The organism is Leifsonia sp. 2MCAF36, assembly GCF_052115525.1.
Taxonomy (GTDB): domain Bacteria; phylum Actinomycetota; class Actinomycetes; order Actinomycetales; family Microbacteriaceae; genus Leifsonia.
This window is the reverse complement of sequence record NZ_JBFRGV010000010.1, coordinates 119,916-139,333: the sequence shown is the minus strand read 5'-3', so window position 1 is coordinate 139,333 and position 19,418 is coordinate 119,916. Positions and strand designations below refer to the sequence as shown.

The 19,418-nt window shown below is 70.1% G+C and carries 16 protein-coding genes; 8 read left to right on the top strand and 8 right to left on the bottom strand.

The features are described from left to right. Positions 1-27 precede the first annotated feature (27 nt). Together AB4079_RS15810 and AB4079_RS15805 are read right to left on the bottom strand one after the other, a co-directional pair. The gene (locus tag AB4079_RS15810; protein ID WP_441788269.1) at positions 28-702 is read right to left on the bottom strand and encodes a cyclase family protein; all 675 of its coding nucleotides are present in this window, start codon (positions 700-702) and stop codon (positions 28-30) included. Positions 703-783: 81 nt separating this feature from the next. Next, positions 784-1,623 carry an RDD family protein gene (locus AB4079_RS15805; RefSeq protein ID WP_441788268.1) on the bottom strand — a complete coding sequence of 280 codons (840 nt, stop codon included), beginning with the start codon at positions 1,621-1,623 and terminating at the stop codon, positions 784-786. A gap of 17 nt (positions 1,624-1,640) precedes the next feature. On the opposite strand from AB4079_RS15805, the gene AB4079_RS15800 reads away from it, so the two are divergent. Next, on the top strand, positions 1,641-2,636 hold the full coding sequence (locus tag AB4079_RS15800) for a stage II sporulation protein M (protein WP_441788267.1): 996 nt from the start codon (positions 1,641-1,643) through the stop codon (positions 2,634-2,636). Positions 2,637-2,675: 39 nt separating this feature from the next. Here AB4079_RS15800 and AB4079_RS15795 read toward each other — a convergent pair whose 3' ends face one another. The 5 genes from AB4079_RS15795 to AB4079_RS15775 are packed head-to-tail and all read right to left on the bottom strand — an operon-like array spanning position 2,676 to position 8,258. Then, complete coding sequence (locus tag AB4079_RS15795; RefSeq protein WP_441788266.1) at positions 2,676-4,007, bottom strand: DUF58 domain-containing protein; 1,332 nt, start codon at positions 4,005-4,007, stop codon at positions 2,676-2,678. Positions 4,008-4,016: 9 nt separating this feature from the next. Further along, entirely contained in the window at positions 4,017-5,027 is a 1,011-nt protein-coding gene (locus AB4079_RS15790; protein WP_441788265.1) for an AAA family ATPase, read from the bottom strand. Continuing rightward, on the bottom strand, positions 5,024-6,310 hold the full coding sequence (locus AB4079_RS15785; protein WP_441788264.1) for a DUF4350 domain-containing protein: 1,287 nt from the start codon (positions 6,308-6,310) through the stop codon (positions 5,024-5,026). The genes AB4079_RS15790 and AB4079_RS15785 overlap by 4 nt, the downstream gene beginning before the upstream one ends. Beyond that, a complete protein-coding gene (locus AB4079_RS15780; protein WP_441788263.1) occupies positions 6,307-6,966 on the bottom strand; it encodes a DUF4129 domain-containing protein in 660 nt (219 codons plus the stop codon). Before AB4079_RS15780 ends, AB4079_RS15785 begins: the two co-directional genes overlap by 4 nt. Beyond that, positions 6,951-8,258, bottom strand: a complete 1,308-nt coding sequence (locus AB4079_RS15775) for a hypothetical protein (RefSeq protein WP_441788262.1) — start codon at positions 8,256-8,258, stop codon at positions 6,951-6,953. Before AB4079_RS15775 ends, AB4079_RS15780 begins: the two co-directional genes overlap by 16 nt. A 183-nt stretch (positions 8,259-8,441) precedes the next feature. Here AB4079_RS15775 and mtrA point away from each other — a divergent pair, with 183 nt between their 5' ends. The 6 genes from mtrA to secA all read left to right on the top strand — a co-directional run bounded on the left by mtrA (position 8,442) and on the right by secA (position 17,134). Further along, positions 8,442-9,125, top strand: coding sequence for an MtrAB system response regulator MtrA (mtrA, locus tag AB4079_RS15770; protein WP_441788261.1), 684 nt, complete (start codon positions 8,442-8,444; stop codon positions 9,123-9,125). Between the two features lie 15 nt (positions 9,126-9,140). Further along, complete coding sequence (gene mtrB / locus AB4079_RS15765; protein WP_441788260.1) at positions 9,141-10,793, top strand: MtrAB system histidine kinase MtrB; 1,653 nt, start codon at positions 9,141-9,143, stop codon at positions 10,791-10,793. After that, on the top strand, positions 10,790-12,499 hold the full coding sequence (locus AB4079_RS15760) for an LpqB family beta-propeller domain-containing protein (RefSeq protein WP_441788259.1): 1,710 nt from the start codon (positions 10,790-10,792) through the stop codon (positions 12,497-12,499). The genes mtrB and AB4079_RS15760 overlap by 4 nt, the downstream gene beginning before the upstream one ends. 90 nt (positions 12,500-12,589) lie before the next feature. Continuing rightward, on the top strand, positions 12,590-13,459 hold the full coding sequence (locus AB4079_RS15755) for a ComF family protein (protein ID WP_441788258.1): 870 nt from the start codon (positions 12,590-12,592) through the stop codon (positions 13,457-13,459). After that, on the top strand, positions 13,419-14,120 hold the full coding sequence (gene hpf / locus AB4079_RS15750) for a ribosome hibernation-promoting factor, HPF/YfiA family (protein ID WP_441788257.1): 702 nt from the start codon (positions 13,419-13,421) through the stop codon (positions 14,118-14,120). Before AB4079_RS15755 ends, hpf begins: the two co-directional genes overlap by 41 nt. 209 nt (positions 14,121-14,329) lie before the next feature. After that, entirely contained in the window at positions 14,330-17,134 is a 2,805-nt protein-coding gene (gene secA, locus AB4079_RS15745; RefSeq protein ID WP_441788256.1) for a preprotein translocase subunit SecA, read from the top strand. 83 nt (positions 17,135-17,217) lie between these two features. Here secA and AB4079_RS15740 read toward each other — a convergent pair whose 3' ends face one another. Continuing rightward, positions 17,218-17,706: an Rv3235 family protein gene (locus AB4079_RS15740; protein WP_441788255.1), complete on the bottom strand. Its 489-nt coding sequence runs from the start codon at positions 17,704-17,706 to the stop codon at positions 17,218-17,220. 158 nt (positions 17,707-17,864) lie between these two features. Here AB4079_RS15740 and AB4079_RS15735 point away from each other — a divergent pair, with 158 nt between their 5' ends. Beyond that, positions 17,865-19,358, top strand: a complete 1,494-nt coding sequence (locus AB4079_RS15735) for a sensor histidine kinase (RefSeq protein ID WP_441788254.1) — start codon at positions 17,865-17,867, stop codon at positions 19,356-19,358. The last annotated feature ends 60 nt before the right edge of the window (positions 19,359-19,418 follow it).

Here is a 19,418-nt window from a genome sequence, read left to right as displayed (position 1 = left end):
CCACCCACCGGGACCCCGGAGCCAGGCTCAGGAGTCTGCGGGCAGCTCCGCGAAGGCCCGCACTGGGAACGTGCCGAAGCCCTTGATCGCCGGCGGAGCAGCGGTGAAGAATGCGCCGCGCTCCGGAAGCTCGCCGAGGCAGGTCAGGTGCTCGACCACGTGGACGCCGGCCGCGAGCAGGATGCTGTGCGCCGGTCGGGTACCGCCCGATTCGGTGTCGTCGATGTTGAGCGAGTCGATGCCCACTAGCGCGACTCCGCTGTCTGCGAGGAACCGCGCCCCCTCCTCGGTGAGGAACGGCGCGCCCGTGGCGTAGGCGGGCGTTCCGAAGTGCGCATCCCATCCGGTGTGGAGGAGGACCGCAGCGCCCGGCGAACCGAAGCCGTTCAGGGCGGAGGCCGGGATGCCGCGCTCGCCTGCGGCGACGTGCAGCACCTCGGCCGGCAGGCCCACCAGTGTCGACAGGTCGAGCCCAGCGAGATCGGGACCGTCCGCATAGCGGTGGTACGGGCTGTCGAGGTAGGTGCCGGTGTTGCCGATCATGGTGATGACGTCCATCGCGAACTCGGTGCCGGGCGCGTAGACGTTCCGCGACGCCTCCCGGGTCAGGTGCGGCGTGATCGTCGGAGCGGGAAGACCCGGGTACGTGATGAGTCCAGCCCGGATGGGGTGGCTGAGGTCGACGATGCGGCGACGGGTCACAGGGGGTCCTCCGGTCAGCGGTCGGGTCGTGTCAGCGGTCGGGCCGTGTCAGCGGTCGGGTCGTGTCAGCGGTCGGGCCGGTCAGCGGTCGGGGAAGGCGTGCGGCTGCGCGCCGAGCACGGTGTCGAGGCGCTGCAGCCGCTGCTGTTCGAGCGCGAGCCCGCGGGCATCGCGCTGCCGGCGCAGTACGGCGACGGCGACGAGGAAGGTCTCCGCGTCGACGGGCGGGAGCGGGGAGACGTACGGCGCGGCCTCACGAGCGAGTTCGGTGCTGAGACCCAGGCGGGCGGCCGGCGTCAACTCCGGCGCCTGGCGGACGAACTGGGCGATCCGCCGCGATAACCGATCCGGCAGTCGGGCGACGTCCGCCATCGACGCCCAGCCGACCAGGTGCGGCGCCAGGTACAGCGGGAGGGGCTTCGGCCGCGGGACGCGGACCAGCTGGCTGTAAGTACCCGCCAGCAGGTCGCCGAGGCGCTTCGACCGTGAGTTCAGGAGGCCGGTGAGCGCAGCGACCGCGCCCACGGTCATGAAGATCTCGAGCACGCCCACCAGCGCGCGGATGAAGGAGTGGCGGAAGCCGATCGCGCCGCCGTCGTCGCGGACGATCCGCGCGCCGACGGCCAGCTTGCCGAGGGAGCGGCCGCGCGACACCAGCTCGACGGTCGTCGGGAGGACGACCATCCCGAACACCAGGATGAGCACGATGAGCGCCCGGGCGAGCGCCTCATCCAGGCCGCCACCGGTGGCGGCGAGCAGCAGGATGCAGCCCAGCATGACGAGCATGTAGAGGAGCCAGTCGATGATGGTTCCGGCGGCGCGCAGGATGTAGCTGGCCGGCTTCACGTCCAGGGTCACGGCCTCGCCGATGACCACCTCGCGGTCGGCCTGCGACGCACTACCCGCCCCCGCCTGCATCATAGATAGCATCTAAGCAGATGGACCTCGACGCCTACACCGCAGCACGCAGCGCCGACTGGGAGGAGCTCTCCCGGTTGGCCGCGAAACGACGCCTCGACGGGGCGGAAGCCGACCGGTTGGTCGACCTGTACCAGTCCGGAGCCGCCGATCTCTCCGCCATCCAGACCAGCGCGGGTTCGACGGCGGCGGGCGACCGGTTGTCCCTCGCTCTGTCCTCCGCCCGTCTGCGCTTCACCGGCGCCGGGGCGAACCTGTTCTCGCAGCTGCCCCGCTTCTTCGTCCTGCAGCTTCCGGCGGCGCTGTACCGGTTGCGCTGGATCGTGCTCGGGGTCGCCATCGCCACCTTCGTCATCGCGACCCTCTACGCCCTGTGGATCACCGGCAACCCGGACGTGCTCCGCAACCTGGGTGACGACGCGAACCTCCGCCACTACGTGGAGCACGACTTCATCGACTACTACTCCAGCAATCCGGCGTCGTCGTTCGCGGGCCAGGTGTGGACGAACAACGCCTGGATCGCGGCCCAGTGCATCGCGTTCGGGATCTCCGGCATCTTCGTGCCGTACGTCCTCATCCAGAATGCCGTCGGCGTGGGGACGGCCGCCGGTGTGATGTTCGCGTACGGACGCGGTGACGTGCTGTTCTCGTACATCGTGCCGCACGGCCTCCTCGAGCTGACCAGCGTGTTCGTCGCTGCGGCAGCGGGCCTGCGGATCTTCTGGGCGTGGATCGCGCCGGGCGCCCGCACCCGCGGCCAGGCGCTCGCCGAAGATGGTCGCGCCCTGTTCACCGTGGCCGTGGGATGCGCGATCTCCCTTTTCGTCTCGGGTCTCATCGAGGGCTTCGTCACACCGTCCGGCCTCCCGGTCTGGGCCAAGATCTCCATCGGGGCGCTCGCACTGGCCGCTTTCCTGACCTACATGCTCGTGCTGGGTCGTCGCGCCGTCCGTGCCGGGGAGACCGGCGATCTGACCGAGTACGAAGCCGGGACGCGCCGCATCGTCGCGGCCTGAAACGCTCTCGCGGCGCCGCTCGGGCCGGAGCAGTGCAAATCAGAGCCGGCCGGCAGCCTTCAGGGCCAGATAGCGGTCAGCGAGCGCGGGCGGCAGGTCTGCCGGCGAGCCGGTCACCACGTCACCCCCGAGCCGCCGCACGGCCGCCGCGACGCGGCTGACGTCCAGCAGCGACCGTTCCGCGGCGGCGGCGCGGTACACCGCATCCCGGTTCTGCCGCTGCCGGGTCGCCTCGAGGGTGTCCGGATCGGTCACGCTCGCGACGACCACCAGGTGCTTCGCCGTCAGCTGCGGGAGCACCGACAGCAACCCGCGGGAGCCCCCGGGCGACTCGATCGACGTGAGCAGCACCACGAGCGACCGCTGCGACGTGACGGAGGCAACCTGCGCCGGGACGGCCGACCAGTCCAGTTCGATCAGCGACGGCTCGATGCCCGCCATCGCGTCCACCATCCGGGAGAGCAGTTCCGGACCGCTCGCCCCCTGCACCCGGCCGCGGACGACACGGTCGAAGGCGACCAGGTCGACGCGGTCGCCGGCGCGCGTGGCGAGGGCCGCGAGCAGCAGCGCCGACTCGAAGGCCGTGTCGATGCGGGGCTCGTCCGCTACGCGGGCCGCGGAGGTCCGCGCGGTGTCGATGACGATCACCACGCGCCGGTCGCGCTCCGGGCGCCAGGTCCGGACCATGACCCGGGCTCCGCGCCCTCCCGTAGGATCGTGGCGACGGGCCGTCGCACGCCAGTCGATGGACCGAACGTCGTCGCCGCGCACGTACTCGCGCAGCGAGTCGAACTCCGTCCCCTGGCCGCGCTGCAGGACGGTGGTGCTGCCCTCCAGCTCACGGAGCCGCGCCAGCCGCGACGGCAGGTGTTTGCGCGCGTTGAAGGGCGGCAGCACGCGGACGCGGCCGGGAGCCTCCAGGGTCGCCTGGCGTGCCAACAGTCGTAGCGGCCCCCAGGAACGCACGGTGACGTTGTGGACGCGGCGCTCGCCGCGGCGCCAGGGACGCAGCGAAGCGACCAGCCGCCGACGTTCACCCGCCGGGATGGCCACCCCGGTGCGCGTCGGCTGGGCCCCGGCCGACGGCTCCCAGGCGTCGCGCACGGTGCCGCGGAGCGTCCGACGTCCGGTGTTGGTCACGTACAGCTCGGAGACCGCCTCCGCGCCGAGCCGCACCCGCGCCGGCACACTTCGCTCGAGCACCACCGAGCGCGGTGAAGCGGCCAGGATGAGGTCGACCGAGCCGACCACGACGCAGAGCAGGAGCCAGCCGCCCAACGCGGCGTAGGCGAGGCTCTCGCGTCCGCCGAGCACGACGACAGGGAGGACGCCGAGCGCCAGCAGGGCGACGAAACGTCCGGATACAGTCACGTCCGCGGCCTAGATCGGAACCTGGACCTGCTGCACGATCGACTGCAGGATCGCGTCCGCTCCCACGCCTTCCAGTTCCGCCTCCGGACGGAGCTGGATGCGGTGGCGCCACACCGGCACGAGCATCGCCTGCACGTGGTCGGGTGTGATCGAGTCGTACCCCGACAGCCAGGCCCAGGCCTTGGCGGCGGCCAGCAGCGCCGTCGTGCCGCGCGGGCTGACGCCGAGCTTGACCGAGGGGCTTCGCCGGGTCGCCCGCGCCAGATCGACGATGTAGGCCAGGACGTCCGGGTTCGCGCCAACGGCGGCGGCCGAAGCCCGTGCGGCCGCCAGCTCGGCGGCCCCGAGCACCGGCATCACGCCGGCCGCCGCCAGGTCACGCGGGTTGAAGCCGGCCGCGTGGCGGCGCAGGACCTCGACCTCGGTGTCGCGCTCCGGGACGTCCAGCGTCAGCTTCAGCAGGAAGCGGTCCAGTTGCGCCTCCGGCAGGGCGTACGTGCCCTCGTACTCGATCGGATTCTGCGTTGCGGCGACGATGAACGGGTCGGGCAGCGGCCGGCTCACGCCGTCGACGCTCACCTGGCGCTCCTCCATCCCCTCCAGGAGGGCCGCCTGCGTCTTCGGGGGTGTCCGGTTGATCTCGTCCGCCAGCAGGATGTTGGTGAACACCGGCCCCTCGCGGAAGACGAAGCCGCCGGTCTGCGCGTCGTACACCAACGATCCGGTCACGTCGCCGGGCATCAGGTCCGGCGTGAACTGCACGCGCTTCGTGTCGAGGCTGAGCGCCTGGCTGAGCGCGCGGACCAGAAGCGTCTTCGCAACGCCGGGGACGCCCTCCAACAGGACGTGACCGCGGGCGAGCAGCGCGATGATGAGTCCGGTGACCGCGCCGTCCTGGCCGACCACCGCCTTGCCCACCTCGGCGCGCACCGCGGTCAGGGCGGCCCGCAGCCGGCGGGCTTCGGCGGCGGCGTCGGGGGAGGAGGCGGGGAACGTCGTTCCCGTCGTGGCGTCGGTCATACATCCATTCTTCCGTTCGGGCCCGAAGCGGGCGGTGCGGCGGAGGGCGTTGCGGCGGCGGTGGCGGCGCGTTCGAGCTCCGCCAGATCGTCGGAGAGCGCGAGCAGGTCGCGGTCGGTGGTCGGGATGCGGTCGAGCAGCACATCGCGCACCCAGCCGCGGTCCGCCCGGAGCAGCGCCGCGATCGCATCGGCGACCTCCTGCACGTTCGCGGTCGACGGCAGCCCGGCGATCGTCGCCAACCGGCCGATGGTGCCGACACGGAGCGCGTCGGCGGCGCGCAGCCTGGCCGACGAGCGCTGGTAGAGGCGCGCGCGACCCTCGCGGGTCTCGCCCGCCCGCACCACCACCGGCAGGTTCTCCACCACCAGTGGGCCGAAGCGCCGGCCGCGCCAGATGGCGGCGGCCACGAAGACGGCCACCAGTAGGAGCATGACCGGGGTGACCCATCCCGGCGTCAGCGCCGCGATATCCGGCGGTCCGGTCACCGGCCGGTCGCCGATCGACGGCAGGTACCAGACCAGCGTGCGGTGTTTGCCGAGCAGGTTGAGGGCGAGCGCCGCGTTGCCCAGGCGGTCGACTCCCTCGTTGGTGAGGATGTCCGCCGACCCGAGGAGGTAGAGCGTCGAGTCGTCGTAGGTCGTGCGGACGAGGGACGCCCGTCCGGTGCCGTCGGTGAAGCAGGCCACGCCATCGCCGGTGACCCGGAACGTGCCGGGCACGACGGCGTCCTCGGTGTTCGGCGTGCTGCGCGGGTCGATGCGTCCGGCCCGCTGGGCGGCAGGGACGCCGCATCCCGCGCGTACCGGGCCGCCCGGCTCGCCTGCGGCGCTGACATCCGGCGCGATCGTCTTCAGGGCGGTGAAGCCCGGCGCGACGACGACGAGGGTGCGGCCGTCGCCCGCCAGACCGCGGTAGCCGCCTGCGGAGAGGTTGCCTTCGGGGTCGTAGACGAGCACGGTCGCGTCATCGGCCGCCGCGGACCGGGCTGCTTCCAGGGTCGTGACCGGGCGGACGTCCACACCCTGGCCGCGCAACACCTGCACGACGGCCTTGGTTCCGGCCGGCGCCGGGTTGGCAGGATCGAGCGGCGTTCCGGGGCCTGTCCGACCGCCGGTCACCAGGATGGCGAACAGCCCGATGAGGACGGCGATCACCGCCAGCACGATCCAGGGGGCGGCTCGGCGGGCGGTCTGGCGCACGGTGGGGGAGACGGCGACCGCTGCGTCCGCTCTCGCGTCGGGCGCCTTCGGCCGCTCCCGGACGGGTGCAGGCGCGGTCACGAGGTCACCGCCGGGGTCGCGACCCGGACCCGCTGAAGACGTTGGTCGAGCGCGACGAGCTGCTGGAACGCGGCCTCGGTCCCCGGCCGGTCGAGGTACCGCACCTCGTCGAAGGATCGGGCCGCCTGACGAAGCGCTTCGCGTTCGTCCGAGGCGACCAGGGCCGCGCGGTGCGCGAAGTCGGTCGCCGTGGTTCCGGGCGTCACCCGAACGAGCGTGCGCTCGTCGAGTGCGACGGCGATGGCGCGGAACTGCTCCTCGACGGCGAGCACCCAGTCGCCGCTGGTTGCGGCCCGTTGGGCGGACGCGCGCAGCTCGGCGGCAGTCCGGACGTCCTCCGCACCGAAGAGCGACCGCTGTTCGAGCGTCGAACGGCGGTTGAGACGAGGACGCCCGAAGACGAAGAATGCGGCCACGATGAGGCCGGCGATGATCACGACGACGACCAGCAGCAGCACCGGCCCGGCGTTGCCGCCCGGGCCTTGGAACAATGACGCCAGCCAGTCCTGCACCGCTTTGGACGCGACGTCGAACCAGGTCGGCTTGGCGGACTGGTACTCGGGACGCGCGAGCTCGTCGCGCAGCCACTGCTGCGCCTCCGGTGAGCTCGGGTCCACCGGGATGTCGGCGTGGATCACGGTCAGCCCGCGGGCCACCCGGCCCCGGCGGGCGGCTGGTACGGGGGCTGCTGCTGCTCCACGGGAGGCAAGTAGGGGTCGGGAAGGTCTTGACCCGTCTGCCGGCCCTCCACGAAGCGGACGAGCTGGAGGTCCAGTCCCTCCTTGCGCATCCGGAGATCGATGTAGAGCAGCGACACCGCTGCGGTCTGGATGACGCTCCCGATCGCACCGACGATCGCCGTGACGATGCTGGCCAGGCCGTTGACGCCGAGCTGCGTCACCAGGAGCTGGGACATCGAGTCCGCCGCGTCGGGGGAGCTGGCGGAGGTCGGCGCGAACACCCCTCCGAGCAGGCCGCCGACGATCCCGAACGGGATGCTGATCGTCTGGGTGATCGCGTACACGATGACCCCGACCAGCGCGATGATGCCGAACGTCCGCCAGAAGTATCCGGTGGTCAACCGCCACGATCGTGCGACGGCTGCAGTGAGCGACAACCTCTCCAGCACGATCGCGCTGGGGACCATCGCCAGCTTGGTGTTGATCCAGATGGCGAGCGGGATGAGGCCGATCCCCCCGACGACCCCCACCAGCACCGCGCCGATGGTTCCCGCCTGGCCGCCCAGCATCGCCAGGGCGACGATGACTGCCGCGACCAGCGCGAGGGCGACGATCCAGGCCAGAGCGAACAGCATCGTCCAGCCGATGAGCGCTCCGATCCGGCCGCGGACCAGCCGCCACAGAGCGCGGAAGGTCAGCTTTTCTCCGAGCGTCTCGCGCGCCACCTCACCGACGATGACACCCTGCAGCAGGGCGCTGAACACCGTCGAGATCACCAGTGAGAGCACGCCGAGCACGATGGTGCCGCCCACCAGGCCGGCCTCGAGGGTTGGCCGATCGGCCGCCGAGCCGGAGACAGCCCGGCCGACCAGGAGGGCGACCGCCGCGGCGATCAGCGCGCTCGCAACGATCGAGGGGATGCCCTGCAGCAGCAGAGCGGCGCCCACGGTGATGCGCGGGTTGCGGCGAAGCGCCTGGAACGGCGCGGCCAGGAGCGGACCCAAGGTCAGCGGGCGAAGCGGGATGAGGCCGGGCTTCGGCGGAGGAGCCCAGCCCGGCTGCGCCGCTCCGGGCGCATACGGCTGCTGCCAGCCGGGTTGTCCGTACGGCGGCTGCTGCCCGTACGGCTGCTGCTGTCCGTACGGCGGCTGCTGCCCGTACGGCGGCTGCTGTCCGTACTGCGGCTGCGGCGGCTGCTGCGGCGCGCTCTCGCCCCCGGGCGCCGCCCCCTGCGAGCCGGGAGCCTGCCAGTTCTGTTCGTCGGTCACGCCGTGCCCTTCTGTCCCCGCGCGTCGTGCGTTGGTCCCATGCTGGCACATCGGCCGCTCCCGCGATGTCCCATCCACAGGGCACACGATGCTTTCATTCAAGCCGGTAGCAGCCTGCTCCATTACGCTGGTCATGTCGTTCGCGGTAAACACCGCGCGGGAGGGGTTCGGGGAACGTCAGACATGACTAGTCGCATCCTGGTGGTCGACGACGACACCGCCCTTGCGGAGATGATCGGCATCGTGCTGCGCACGGAGGGCTTCGACCCGGTCTTCTGCGAAGACGGCAGCCTCGCCGTGGACATCTTCCGGTCCGCCAAGCCGGACCTCGTCCTGCTCGATCTGATGCTGCCGGGGCTCGACGGCATCGAGGTCTGCGCCCGCATCCGCGCCGAGTCCGGCACGCCGATCATCATGCTGACGGCGAAATCCGACACCGCCGATGTGGTCAAAGGCCTGGAGTCGGGCGCCGACGACTACATGGTCAAGCCGTTCAACCCGAAGGAGCTCGTCGCACGCATCCGCACGCGGCTCCGTCCGGCGCCGGCCTCCCCACCAGCCGACGAGCTGTCCGTCGGCGACCTCGTGGTCGACGTCGCCGGTCACGAGGTCCGGCGCGGCGACACCCGCATCTCCCTGACACCGCTCGAGTTCGACCTCCTGCTCGCTCTCGCCTCCAAGCCGCAGCAGGTCTTCACCCGCGAGATGCTGCTGGAGCAGGTCTGGGGCTACCACTACAAGGCGGACACGCGCCTGGTGAACGTCCACGTACAGCGACTGCGCGCCAAGGTCGAGCAGGACCCGGACAACCCCAAGATCGTGATGACCGTGCGCGGAGTCGGTTACCGCGCCGGCGCTGCAGGCTAGCGTTCGGAGATCGGGATGCGCTGGTGGCCGACGCGGGACTGGTGGCGGCAGGCGCCGTCCCGTCTGGCGCGCCTCTGGCGCGGTTCGCTGCAGCTCCGCACCGTCGCGATCACGCTGCTCCTGACCGGCGTGGCCATCCTCGTCACCGGCGTCTACATGGCGCTCAGCATCAGCAACGACCTCTACCAGTCGCGCCTCGATCAGGCACTGCGCGACTCCAGCCGTGCCACGACCACCGCGCAGTCCACCCTCAACGCCTCGGACGTCTCCTCCGGGGATGCGGGCAAGAACCTGCTCAACACGGTGCTGCAGAGCGTGCAGGCGTCGACCTCGAGCCGGCTGGTCGCCGCCTACCGCGTCCCTGGGCAGGACACCGGCGTCCTCGCGCCGCCCGACCGCGGCAGCCCGGCGATGAACAATGTCATCTCGCCCGAGCTGCGGGAGAAGGTGCAGAACGGCGGGACCAAGCAGTACTACCAGTCGGTCTCGCTGCCCTCCGTCGGCGGCGACACCGACCCGGGAATCGTGGTCGGGTCGCAACTGACCCTGCCGTCGTACGGCAAGTACGAGCTCTACATCGGCTACAACCTCCGCGACTCCGAGAACACGCTCATCTTCGTGCAGAACACGCTGCTGCTCGCCGGGCTGGCGCTGATCCTGTTGATCGGCGCCATCACCTGGGTCATCGTCCGCTTCGTGGTCGAGCCCATCCGGGTCGCCGCGCGCACGAGTGAGCGTCTGGCGGCGGGCGATCTCGCGGTGCGCATCCCGGAGCGCGGTGAGGACGTCTTCGCGACGCTGGCGCGCTCCTTCAACGGGATGGCGGACAGCATGCAGAGCCAGATCAATCAGCTCGCGACACTCTCCCAGCTGCAGCAGCGATTCGTCTCGGACGTGTCGCACGAGTTGCGCACGCCGCTCACCACGATCCGGCTGGCCGGCGACGTCATCTACGACCAGCGCGCGGGATTCCAGCCGGCGACCGCACGAACGGCCGAGCTGCTGCACACCCAGATCGAGCGCTTCGACCGGCTCCTGTCCGACCTGCTGGAGATCAGCCGCTACGACGCGGGGTCGGTCGTCCTCGATGCCGAGCCGACGAATCTGGTGCGGCTGGCAGAGGAGTGCGTCGACGAGCTGCGCACCCTCTCCGAGCAGAACGGGTCGGAGCTCGTACTCGACGCGCCGGGCGGATACTTCGATGTGCCGATGGACCCGCGGCGCATCCGCCGCGTGGTCCGCAACCTGATCGGGAACGCGATCGAGCACGGCGAGGGCCGTCCGGTGGTGGTGGCCATCGACAGCAACGAGAGCGCCGTCGCCCTGACCGTGCGCGACTACGGGATCGGGATGAGCGCCCAGGACATGGCCCACGTCTTCGACCGGTTCTGGCGAGCCGACCCGTCGCGCAAGCGCACCCTGGGCGGCACGGGACTCGGCCTCGCCATCTCGCTGGAGGACGCGACCCTGCACTCCGGGTGGCTGCAGGTGTGGTCGTCACCGGGCGCAGGGTCGTGCTTCCGGCTGACGCTGCCGCGCTCGATCGGCCGCGAGATCACCGGCTCGCCCCTGCCGCTCCCGCCAGCCGATGCGGGCGCCACCGCGCCTGACGGTGTCGGAACGACGCCAGGGGAGACCGCGGAAACGGGTAGCGAGGCGCGCGCATGACCGCGCGGAGGCGGGCGGGCGTGGTCCGTGCCGCTGTGGCCGTGCTGGCCGCGCTCACGCTGGCTGCGCTCGCCGCCTGCGCGAGCATCCCGGACTCCGGGCCGGTCCGGCAGGGCGGCCCGGTCGCGCAGCTGAATGACCCGCTCGACCTCGACTTCAACCCGTCCCCGCCGGAGAAGGGCGCGAGCCAGCAGCGCATCGTGCAGGGCTTCATCGACGCGGCCTCGAGCCCGAAGAACAACTTCCAGGTGGCCCGGGAGTACCTCACCCACAGCATGGCCGCGAACTGGAACCCGGACGAGTCCGTGACCGTGGACGACGGCCGCAACCGCACCTACGACGACCAAGGGTCGCTGTGGCGGGTCGAGGTGACCCCGGTCGCGAACGTCGACGCCGTCGGGACCTACCACCCGGTCGGAAACACCGCCCCCGTCGGGCTGAACTACCAGCTCGTGCGCGAGAACGGGGAGTGGCGGATCTCCGTCGCGCCGAACGGCGTGGTGATCGACGATCCGACGTTCCGTGCGGTCTACACGCAGCAGACGCTCTACTTCTACAGCCCCGGATTCGCCTCTCTCGTGCCGGACGCGCGCTGGTTCCCCGCGCGCGTCGCCTCCGCCGCGACACGCGTCGCCAGCTCGCTGCTCGTCGGACCGGCGCCGTGGCTCAACGGTGCCGTGACCACGGCTTTCCCCAAGGGGACGCAGCTCGCGGTTCCCTCGGTGACGACGGTGGGAGGAGTCGCCCACGTCGACCTGAGCTCGGAGGCATCCCAGGCCGACCCGACACAGCTGCAGCGGATGCAGTACCAGCTCGAACAGTCGCTCGGCAGCCTCGCGCAGAGCGTCCAGCTGTCGATCGAAGGGAACGCTCAGCAGGTGCCGTCGCTGAGCGCCGCGGACGCACCCGTCCGCAACCCCGCGGTCGACTCGCACTCGTACGTCTACCGGAGTGACGTCTTCGGGCCGCTGAACGGCGACACGGTCACGGGTCTCAGCGGGCTCAGCGACAAGGTCGCCGGTCTGCACCCGACGGCGATCACGCTGAGCGCGTCCCGCGACCAGGCCGCGGTGCTCTCCGGGGCAGGCGTCTACTCCGTCCGGAAGAACGGAGACCCCGTGCGGGTGGACGGACGGGACGGCCTGATCGGCCCGTCGCTGGATGCGGAAGGGTGGGTCTGGAGCGTCCCCGGTGCGTCGCCCGGGGCTGTTCAGGTGGCGGCCGCGAACGGCGGGGACCCCCATGCCGTGACCGCGAACTGGCCGAACGCGACCGGGATTCTGTCTCTCTCGGTCTCCCGCGATGGAACCCGGATCGCCGCGCTGCTGCACACGACCACCGGGTACTCGCTGATGGCCGCAGGTATCGTCCGCGGCGCGAACGGTGCCCCGAACGCCCTGACGGACCCGATCGAGCTCGCCGTCCCGGCGTCGGGAGCGACCTCGGCCGCGTGGACCAGCGACCTCACGATCGCCGTTCTGGCCACGACCACCGGCGCTGCGACGAGCATCGCGCAGCAGACCGTCGGCGGTACGCAGACGGCGACGTCGGGCCCCGCCGGCGGGCGCACGATCGTCGGCGCGGCAGGCCTCGCGCCGTACGTCGTGCTGAGCGCTGACGGGACGCTGCTCGCACCGACGGGGACCGGATGGCAGGCCCAGGTCGACAAGGTCGGTGCTGTCGCGGTGCAGCAGGGACAGCCCTGATCCCCGTCCACACCCCGGACCATCCCTGAGTTCTGCACCGATCCCGGCATCTGCTGCCCGCGCCGAGCCGCCGCCCGGGATGCTCGAACCATGACAGCACACACCCTGATCCGTGAATCACTGCTCGACGCCGCCGCGATCGTGCTCCCCGTGCGCTGCGCGGGGTGCGGGCGTCCCGATCGTGCGCTGTGCGCCGGGTGCGCCGACGCGCTGCGGCCCGCAGTGCACGTCGAGTCGGTCGACGGCATCCCCGTCTGGGCAGCGCTCCGCTACGAAGATGTCGCACGTCGCGTCCTGCTCGCCTACAAAGACGGCGGCCGGGTCGATGTCGCACGCGCCCTCGCCGGCGCCTTGCGGTCCGCCATCGGAGAAGCGCTCCACGAGCAGGATCGGACGGGGGAGCGCGCGGCTGCGGCGGTGCTGCCGGTGCTCATCCCATCCACGCGGGCCGCATGGCGCCGGCGGGGTTACCACCCCACCCGATCGGTGCTCGCTCGTGCCCACATCCTCGTGCCGCCGCTGTGGCGGGCGCTGCGGCTGTCGCGTCAGACAGCCGACCAGGCGGGGCTGACGGCGACCGAGCGGTCCGGAAACCGCGAGGGGAGCTTCGTCGCGTCGAAGCGACTTGCGGGCCGAGACTGCCTGATCGTCGATGACATCGTCACGTCCGGGGCGACCGTCGTCGAGGCCGCGCGCGCGATCCGGTCGGCCGGGGGCTTCGTGGCCGGTGCTGCGTCGATTGCGCGTACGCCGCTCCGGTCCGGCCCGAATACCCAGCGACCATCCAGCACACGCACCGGGAATGCCACCTGTTTTCCGGTTCCGGAACGAGTGAACGGGCACTACGGTAGTCGAAAAGGCGCGAGCGATCCGCCCTTCCTGAATCGAGCGGACATCGCGCCGGATCAGGGAGGTCTCCATGGACATCAACATCATCGGACGCAACCTGGGCATCACTGATCGGTTCCGGGAGTACGCCACCGAGAAATCGGACAAGGTCGCACACCTGGCCGAACGAGCCATCTCGTTCGAGATCAAGGTCAGCCGCCACAACGAGAAGCTCGGTAGTCAGAACGGTGACGATCGTGTCGAGCTCACTCTCGTGGGGCCCAGGGCGGTGGTGAGATCCGAGGCGACGGGGCAGGACAAATACGCTGCCTTCGATATCGCACTCGGAAAGCTGTTGGAGCGCGTGCGTCGCGCGAAGGACCGCCGCAAGGTCCATCGCGGGCAGCACAGGCCGACCTCGTTGCGCGAGGCGAGCACCGACGGCTTCAGTGCGGTCGGACTCGCGGCGGCGCCGGTCGCCGTGCTCGACCAGGTCCGCACGGGCTCCACGCCGGTTGTGTCCGATGAGACGGAGGCGACTCCCGAAGCCGAGGAGGAATACTGCCCGGTCGTGATCCGCACGAAAGTCTTCGCCTCCGTTCCGATGACCGTCGACGACGCGCTCTACTACATGGAGCTCGTCGGCCACGACTTCTACCTGTTCGTCGACCAGGAGACCCAACGTCCCAGCGTCGTCTACCGCCGCAAAGGGTGGGACTACGGCGTGATCTCCCTCGATGACGAAGCAGACGAGTTGCAGGAGGTCGCCACGGCGGCGCGCAAGCTCGGCTGACCCGCTGCCGCACTCGTGAGAGCACCGATGGCGGCCGCCCGGGCGGCGGTCGCCATCGGCTGTTCTCCAGGCCCCTCACAGACAGCACAGCCCGAACGTGCGGGCTGAACAAGTAGCATGTCCCTAGCGTCGGCGGAGTCTGCCGTCCGGCGCGCGTCCGTCGGGGCGCCGGGCCGTCGGTCCGACCGAGCAAAAAGTGGAGTGCATCAGTGGCCTCAGTTCTTGAAAAGGTCCTCCGTGTCGGCGAGGGCCGGACCCTCCGTCGACTGGAGGCGTACGCGAAAGCCGTCAACGCCCTCGAAGACGACTTCAGCGAACTCACCGACGAGGAACTCGCGCACGAGACCGTCGAGTTGCGCGAGCGCTACGGCAACGGCGAGTCGCTCGACGACCTCCTGCCCGAGGCGTTCGCCGCCGTCCGCGAGGCGGCCAAGCGCACGCTGGGCATGCGGCACTTCGATGTGCAGATCATGGGCGGTGCCGCCCTACACCTGGGCAACATCGCCGAGATGAAGACCGGTGAGGGCAAGACCCTGGTCGCGACCACGGCAGCATACCTCAACGCGATCGCCAGTCGCGGCGTCCACGTCATCACGGTCAACGACTACCTGGCGAGTTACCAGTCGGAGCTGATGGGCCGTGTCTTCCGCGCTCTCGGCATGTCCACTGGCGTGATCCTCAGCGGCCAGACGCCGGAGGAACGGCGCGAGCAGTACGCCGCCGACATCACCTACGGCACCAACAACGAGTTCGGCTTCGACTACCTGCGCGACAACATGGCGTGGCAGGCGAGCGACATGGTGCAGCGCGGCCACTTCTTCGCCATCGTCGACGAGGTCGACTCGATCCTCATCGACGAGGCGCGCACCCCGCTGATCATCTCGGGTCCGTCATCCGGCGAGGCGAACCGCTGGTTCAACGAATTCGCCAGTCTCGCCAAGCGCCTCACGCCCGAGCTCGACTACGAGGTGGACGAGAAGAAGCGCACCGTCGGCGTGCTGGAGCCCGGAATCGAGAAGGTCGAAGACTACCTCGGCATCGACAACCTGTACGAGTCGGCGAACACCCCGCTGATCTCCTTCCTCAACAACGCGATCAAGGCGAACGCCCTGTTCAAGCGCGACAAGGACTACGTCGTGATGAACGGAGAGGTCCTGATCGTCGACGAGCACACCGGCCGCATCCTGGTCGGACGACGCTACAACGAGGGCATCCACCAGGCGATCGAGGCCAAGGAGGGCGTCGAGGTCAAGGCCGAGAACCAGACCCTCGCCACCGTCACCCTTCAGAATTACTTCCGCCTCTACAAGAAGCTCTCCGGAATGACCGGTACCGCCGAGACCGAGGCGGCCGAGTTCATGAGCACCTACAAGCTCGGTGTCGTCCCGATCCCGACGAACAAGCCGATGCAGCGCCTCGACCAGTCCGACCTCGTCTACAAGAACGAGAAGTCGAAGTTCGACCAGGTCGTCGAAGACATCGTCAAGCGCCACGAGAAGGGCCAGCCGGTGCTGGTCGGAACGACCTCCGTCGAGAAGAGCGAGTACCTCTCGCGGCTGCTCGCCAAGAAGGGTGTCCGACACGAGGTGCTGAACGCCAAGAACCACGCCAGAGAGGCGGCGATCGTCGCACAGGCGGGCCGGCTCGGCGCGGTGACCGTGGCCACCAACATGGCCGGTCGTGGTACCGACATCATGCTCGGCGGCAACTCGGAATTCATCGCGGTCGCCGAGATGAACGCACGCGGTCTGTCGCCGGTGGAGACGCCGGACGAGTACGAGGCCGCCTGGGAAGAGGTCTTCGACAGCGTGAAGGCGCAGGTCGCGGAAGAGGCTGAGAAGGTCGTGGCGGCCGGCGGCCTCTACGTGCTCGGCACCGAGCGCCACGAGTCCCGACGCATCGACAACCAGCTCCGTGGTCGCTCCGGTCGTCAGGGTGACCCGGGCGAGAGCCGCTTCTACCTGTCGCTGACCGACGACCTGATGCGGCTGTTCAACGCCGGAGCGGCCGAGAGCCTGATGGGCCGCGCCAGCGTCCCGGACGACATGGCGATCGAGTCGAAGGTCGTCAGTCGCGCCATCCGCAGTGCCCAGTCGCAGGTCGAGGCGCGCAACGCCGAGATCCGTAAGAACGTCCTCAAGTACGACGACGTCCTCAATCGCCAGCGCGAGGCGATCTACAGCGACCGCCGGCACATCCTCGAGGGCGACGACCTCCACGAGCGGGTGCAGCAGTTCCTGACCGACGTGCTCGACGACATCCTCGACCAGCACACCGGCGAAGGCAGCGGCGACGACTGGGACTTCGATGCGCTCTGGGCCGAACTCAAGACGCTGTACCCGGTGGGCGTGAGCATCGACGAGGTCATCGCCGAGGCGGGCAACAAGGGCAAGATCAACCGCGACTTCATGCGCCGGGAGATCCTGTCCGATGCCCGCATCGCGTATCAGCGGCGCGAGGAGTCGCTCGGCGCACCCGCCATGCGTGAACTCGAGCGTCGTGTCGTGCTCTCCGTGATCGACCGCCGCTGGCGAGACCACCTCTACGAGATGGACTACCTGAAGGACGGCATCGGCCTGCGCGCCATGGCGCAGCGCGACCCACTGGTCGAGTACCAGCGCGAGGGCTTCGCCATGTTCCAGCAGATGATGGGCGCCATCCGCGAGGAGACCATCGGCTTCCTGTTCAACCTGGAGGTCGAGGTCAACCAGGCCGCCGGCGAGGTGGAAGCGCCCGCCGTCGCAGCCAAGGGCCTCGCCCGCGGCGAGAGCGACGGACGGCTCAGCTACTCCGCACCCGCCGAGCAGGGTGGTGTGGAGGTCCGCGACCAGCGCGGGCAGATCGAGCAGGCGGCGACCGCGCGGGCGCAGCGCGCCCAGCAGCAGGCCGCTCCGGCGGCCGCCGCGCCGGCGCAGGGCGCCGCCCAGCGCGGAGCCTTCGGCCAGCGCGTGGACGCCTCGGAGGAGGCCCCCGTGAACCGCGCCGAGCGCCGGGCACAGGCCAAGAAGCGCTGACGGCTTGACCCGCTGAAGCACTGAACGACGAACGAACGGCGGTCCCTTCAGGGGCCGCCGTTCGTCCGTTCGCGGACCGCGATTCAGAGCACATTGATCGCGGTCGCGCGCCAGCGCGCCCGGTGACGCTCCAACCGGATCGCCACCGCCCGGGAGCGGGCCGGCTGATGCACCAGGACGACCGCCTCCACGACGCCTTCGGACGGGAACGCGAGCCGCGGGTCGCCGATGGTCATGCGCGGCCGAAGCGGGTCCTCCGTCGAGACGGCGCGCGTGCGGACCGCCAGCATGGTGCGCCGGAGAAGGTGCACGTACACGGAGTCGCTCACCCAGCGGCCGATCTGGTCGAGCGGACGGGCGCCCGCCAGGATCTCGATGACGCAGCGAGCCAGATTCGAGCAGAGGGTCGCCGGGTCCGGGTTCCCCGACTCGGCGATGGGCGCTACGTCGTCGGCATCGCGGTCGGTCGGAGCAGGGTCGACCGTCACGTCGGTGGGCCACGGCCTGGGTCGCCGGAGCACAACCGATCGGCTCGCGGTCGGCATCGTCGGGGCGAGGGCGGAGTGGTGCATGGATCTCCCTGATGAGGTGTGTCGGTGGTCCGTGTTGAAATAGACCTGTGATATGCGCGATTCCTCACTCAAGCAGGGACGCATCGCTCGGTCCAGGGCATATACGCCTTGTGGATAACTCCCGTCATCGATGAGGATGGGCCGTTTAGGATGGGGTGGTGTCCACCCTCAGCGATCTCGTTCACGCCCACGGCCGCTCCTCCGAGGAGGACGTCGAGTGGCTGCACGGGTTGGTGGGGGACTGGCAACTGATCGCCGATCTCGCGTTCGCAGACATCGTGCTCTGGGTTCCGACCGCCGATGACGACTTCGTCGCGGTTGCGCACGCGCGTCCCTCGTCGGCGGCCACGCTGTTCTATCGCGACTTCGTCGGTCAGCGGATCAAGCCCGAGTGGCGGCAGCAGGTGACCGACGCGTACCGGTCCAAGCAGATCATCGACACGTCGGCCCCGGACTGGTACGAGGAGACGCCGACGCGCGTCCGCGCCGTCCCGGTGATCAGGCGGCTGTCCGTCCACTCGCCCGACACCGCCGACGAACCGGTGGCGGTCATCACCCGCCACACGAATCTGAGCGAGGCGCGAACTCCGAGCCGCCAGGAGCTCACCTTCAACGAGTGCGCGAACGACCTGTTCAACATGATCGCGACCGGGGACTTCCCGGATCTCGGCGCGCCCGCCGCCCCGCGACGCGGTGCTCCGCGAGCGGCTGACGGCCTGATCCGGCTGGATGTCGACGGCACGACGACCTTCGCCAGCCCGAACGCGCTCAGCGCGTTCAACCGCATGGGCTTCACCGGTGAGCTCGAGGGCGAGTCGCTGGCCACCGTGACGACCGGTTTGCTCGCCGGCACCATCACCGTCGACGAGTCGCTTCCGCTCGTGGTCACCGGCCGTGCGCCGTGGCGCACCGACATCGAAGCGCGCGGCGTCACGGTGTCGCTGCGCGCGATCCCGATCCGCAACCGCGGACAGCGCGTCGGTGCGATCGTCCTCTGCCGCGATGTCTCGGAGCAGCGCCACCAGGAGCGCGAGCTCATCACCAAGGATGCGACGATCCGCGAGATCCACCACCGGGTGAAGAACAACCTCCAGACGGTCGCATCGCTGCTCCGCATCCAGGCCCGCCGGACCCACTCCGAAGAGGCGCGCGAGGCGCTCAGCCAGGCGATGCGCCGCGTCGCCGCTATCGCCGTCGTTCACGACACCCTGTCGACCGGGCTCGCGCAGATCGTCGACTTCGACGACGTGTTCGATCGTGTCCTCCTCCTCGTCGCAGAGGTGGCGGCGAGCCACACGACCACCGTCCACCCGAAGAAGTCCGGCAGATTCGGCTCCCTGCCGTCCGAGTTCGCCACGCCTCTCGCGCTGGCTCTCACGGAGCTGGTCACCAACGCGGTGGAGCACGGCCTGGCCGGCCGTGAGGGTCAGGTGGAGATCATCGCCAAGCGCTCGGAGGAGTCGCTCACCGTGAAGGTCGTCGACAACGGCTCGGGCCTTCCCGAAGGCAAGGTCGGCTCGGGCCTCGGCACTCAGATCGTGCGTACGCTCATCCAGGGCGAACTCGGGGGCGCGATCGACTGGCACACCCTGATGGGTCAGGGAACCGAGGTCACCATCGAGGTTCCGCTCCGCTACCTGACCAAAATCTGACCGGAACGTGAAAAAGCCGAGGGGCGCTCGGTGCTAGGTGAGTGAGCGCCGCCTCGGCGA

What these genes read in the sequence shown, in the direction of transcription:
- hpf (WP_441788257.1), top strand. Translation starts at nt 13,419, where the DNA reads ATGGACATCAACATCATCGGACGCAACCTGGGCATCACTGATCGGTTC.
- mtrA (WP_441788261.1), top strand. Translation starts at nt 8,442, where the DNA reads ATGACTAGTCGCATCCTGGTGGTCGACGACGACACCGCCCTTGCGGAG.
- AB4079_RS15755 (WP_441788258.1), top strand. Translation starts at nt 12,590, where the DNA reads ATGACAGCACACACCCTGATCCGTGAATCACTGCTCGACGCCGCCGCG.
- mtrB (WP_441788260.1), top strand. Translation starts at nt 9,141, where the DNA reads ATGCGCTGGTGGCCGACGCGGGACTGGTGGCGGCAGGCGCCGTCCCGT.
- AB4079_RS15740 (WP_441788255.1), bottom strand. Translation starts at nt 17,706, where the DNA reads ATGCACCACTCCGCCCTCGCCCCGACGATGCCGACCGCGAGCCGATCG.
- AB4079_RS15790 (WP_441788265.1), bottom strand. Translation starts at nt 5,027, where the DNA reads ATGACCGACGCCACGACGGGAACGACGTTCCCCGCCTCCTCCCCCGAC.
- AB4079_RS15805 (WP_441788268.1), bottom strand. Translation starts at nt 1,623, where the DNA reads ATGATGCAGGCGGGGGCGGGTAGTGCGTCGCAGGCCGACCGCGAGGTG.
- AB4079_RS15800 (WP_441788267.1), top strand. Translation starts at nt 1,641, where the DNA reads ATGGACCTCGACGCCTACACCGCAGCACGCAGCGCCGACTGGGAGGAG.
- AB4079_RS15760 (WP_441788259.1), top strand. Translation starts at nt 10,790, where the DNA reads ATGACCGCGCGGAGGCGGGCGGGCGTGGTCCGTGCCGCTGTGGCCGTG.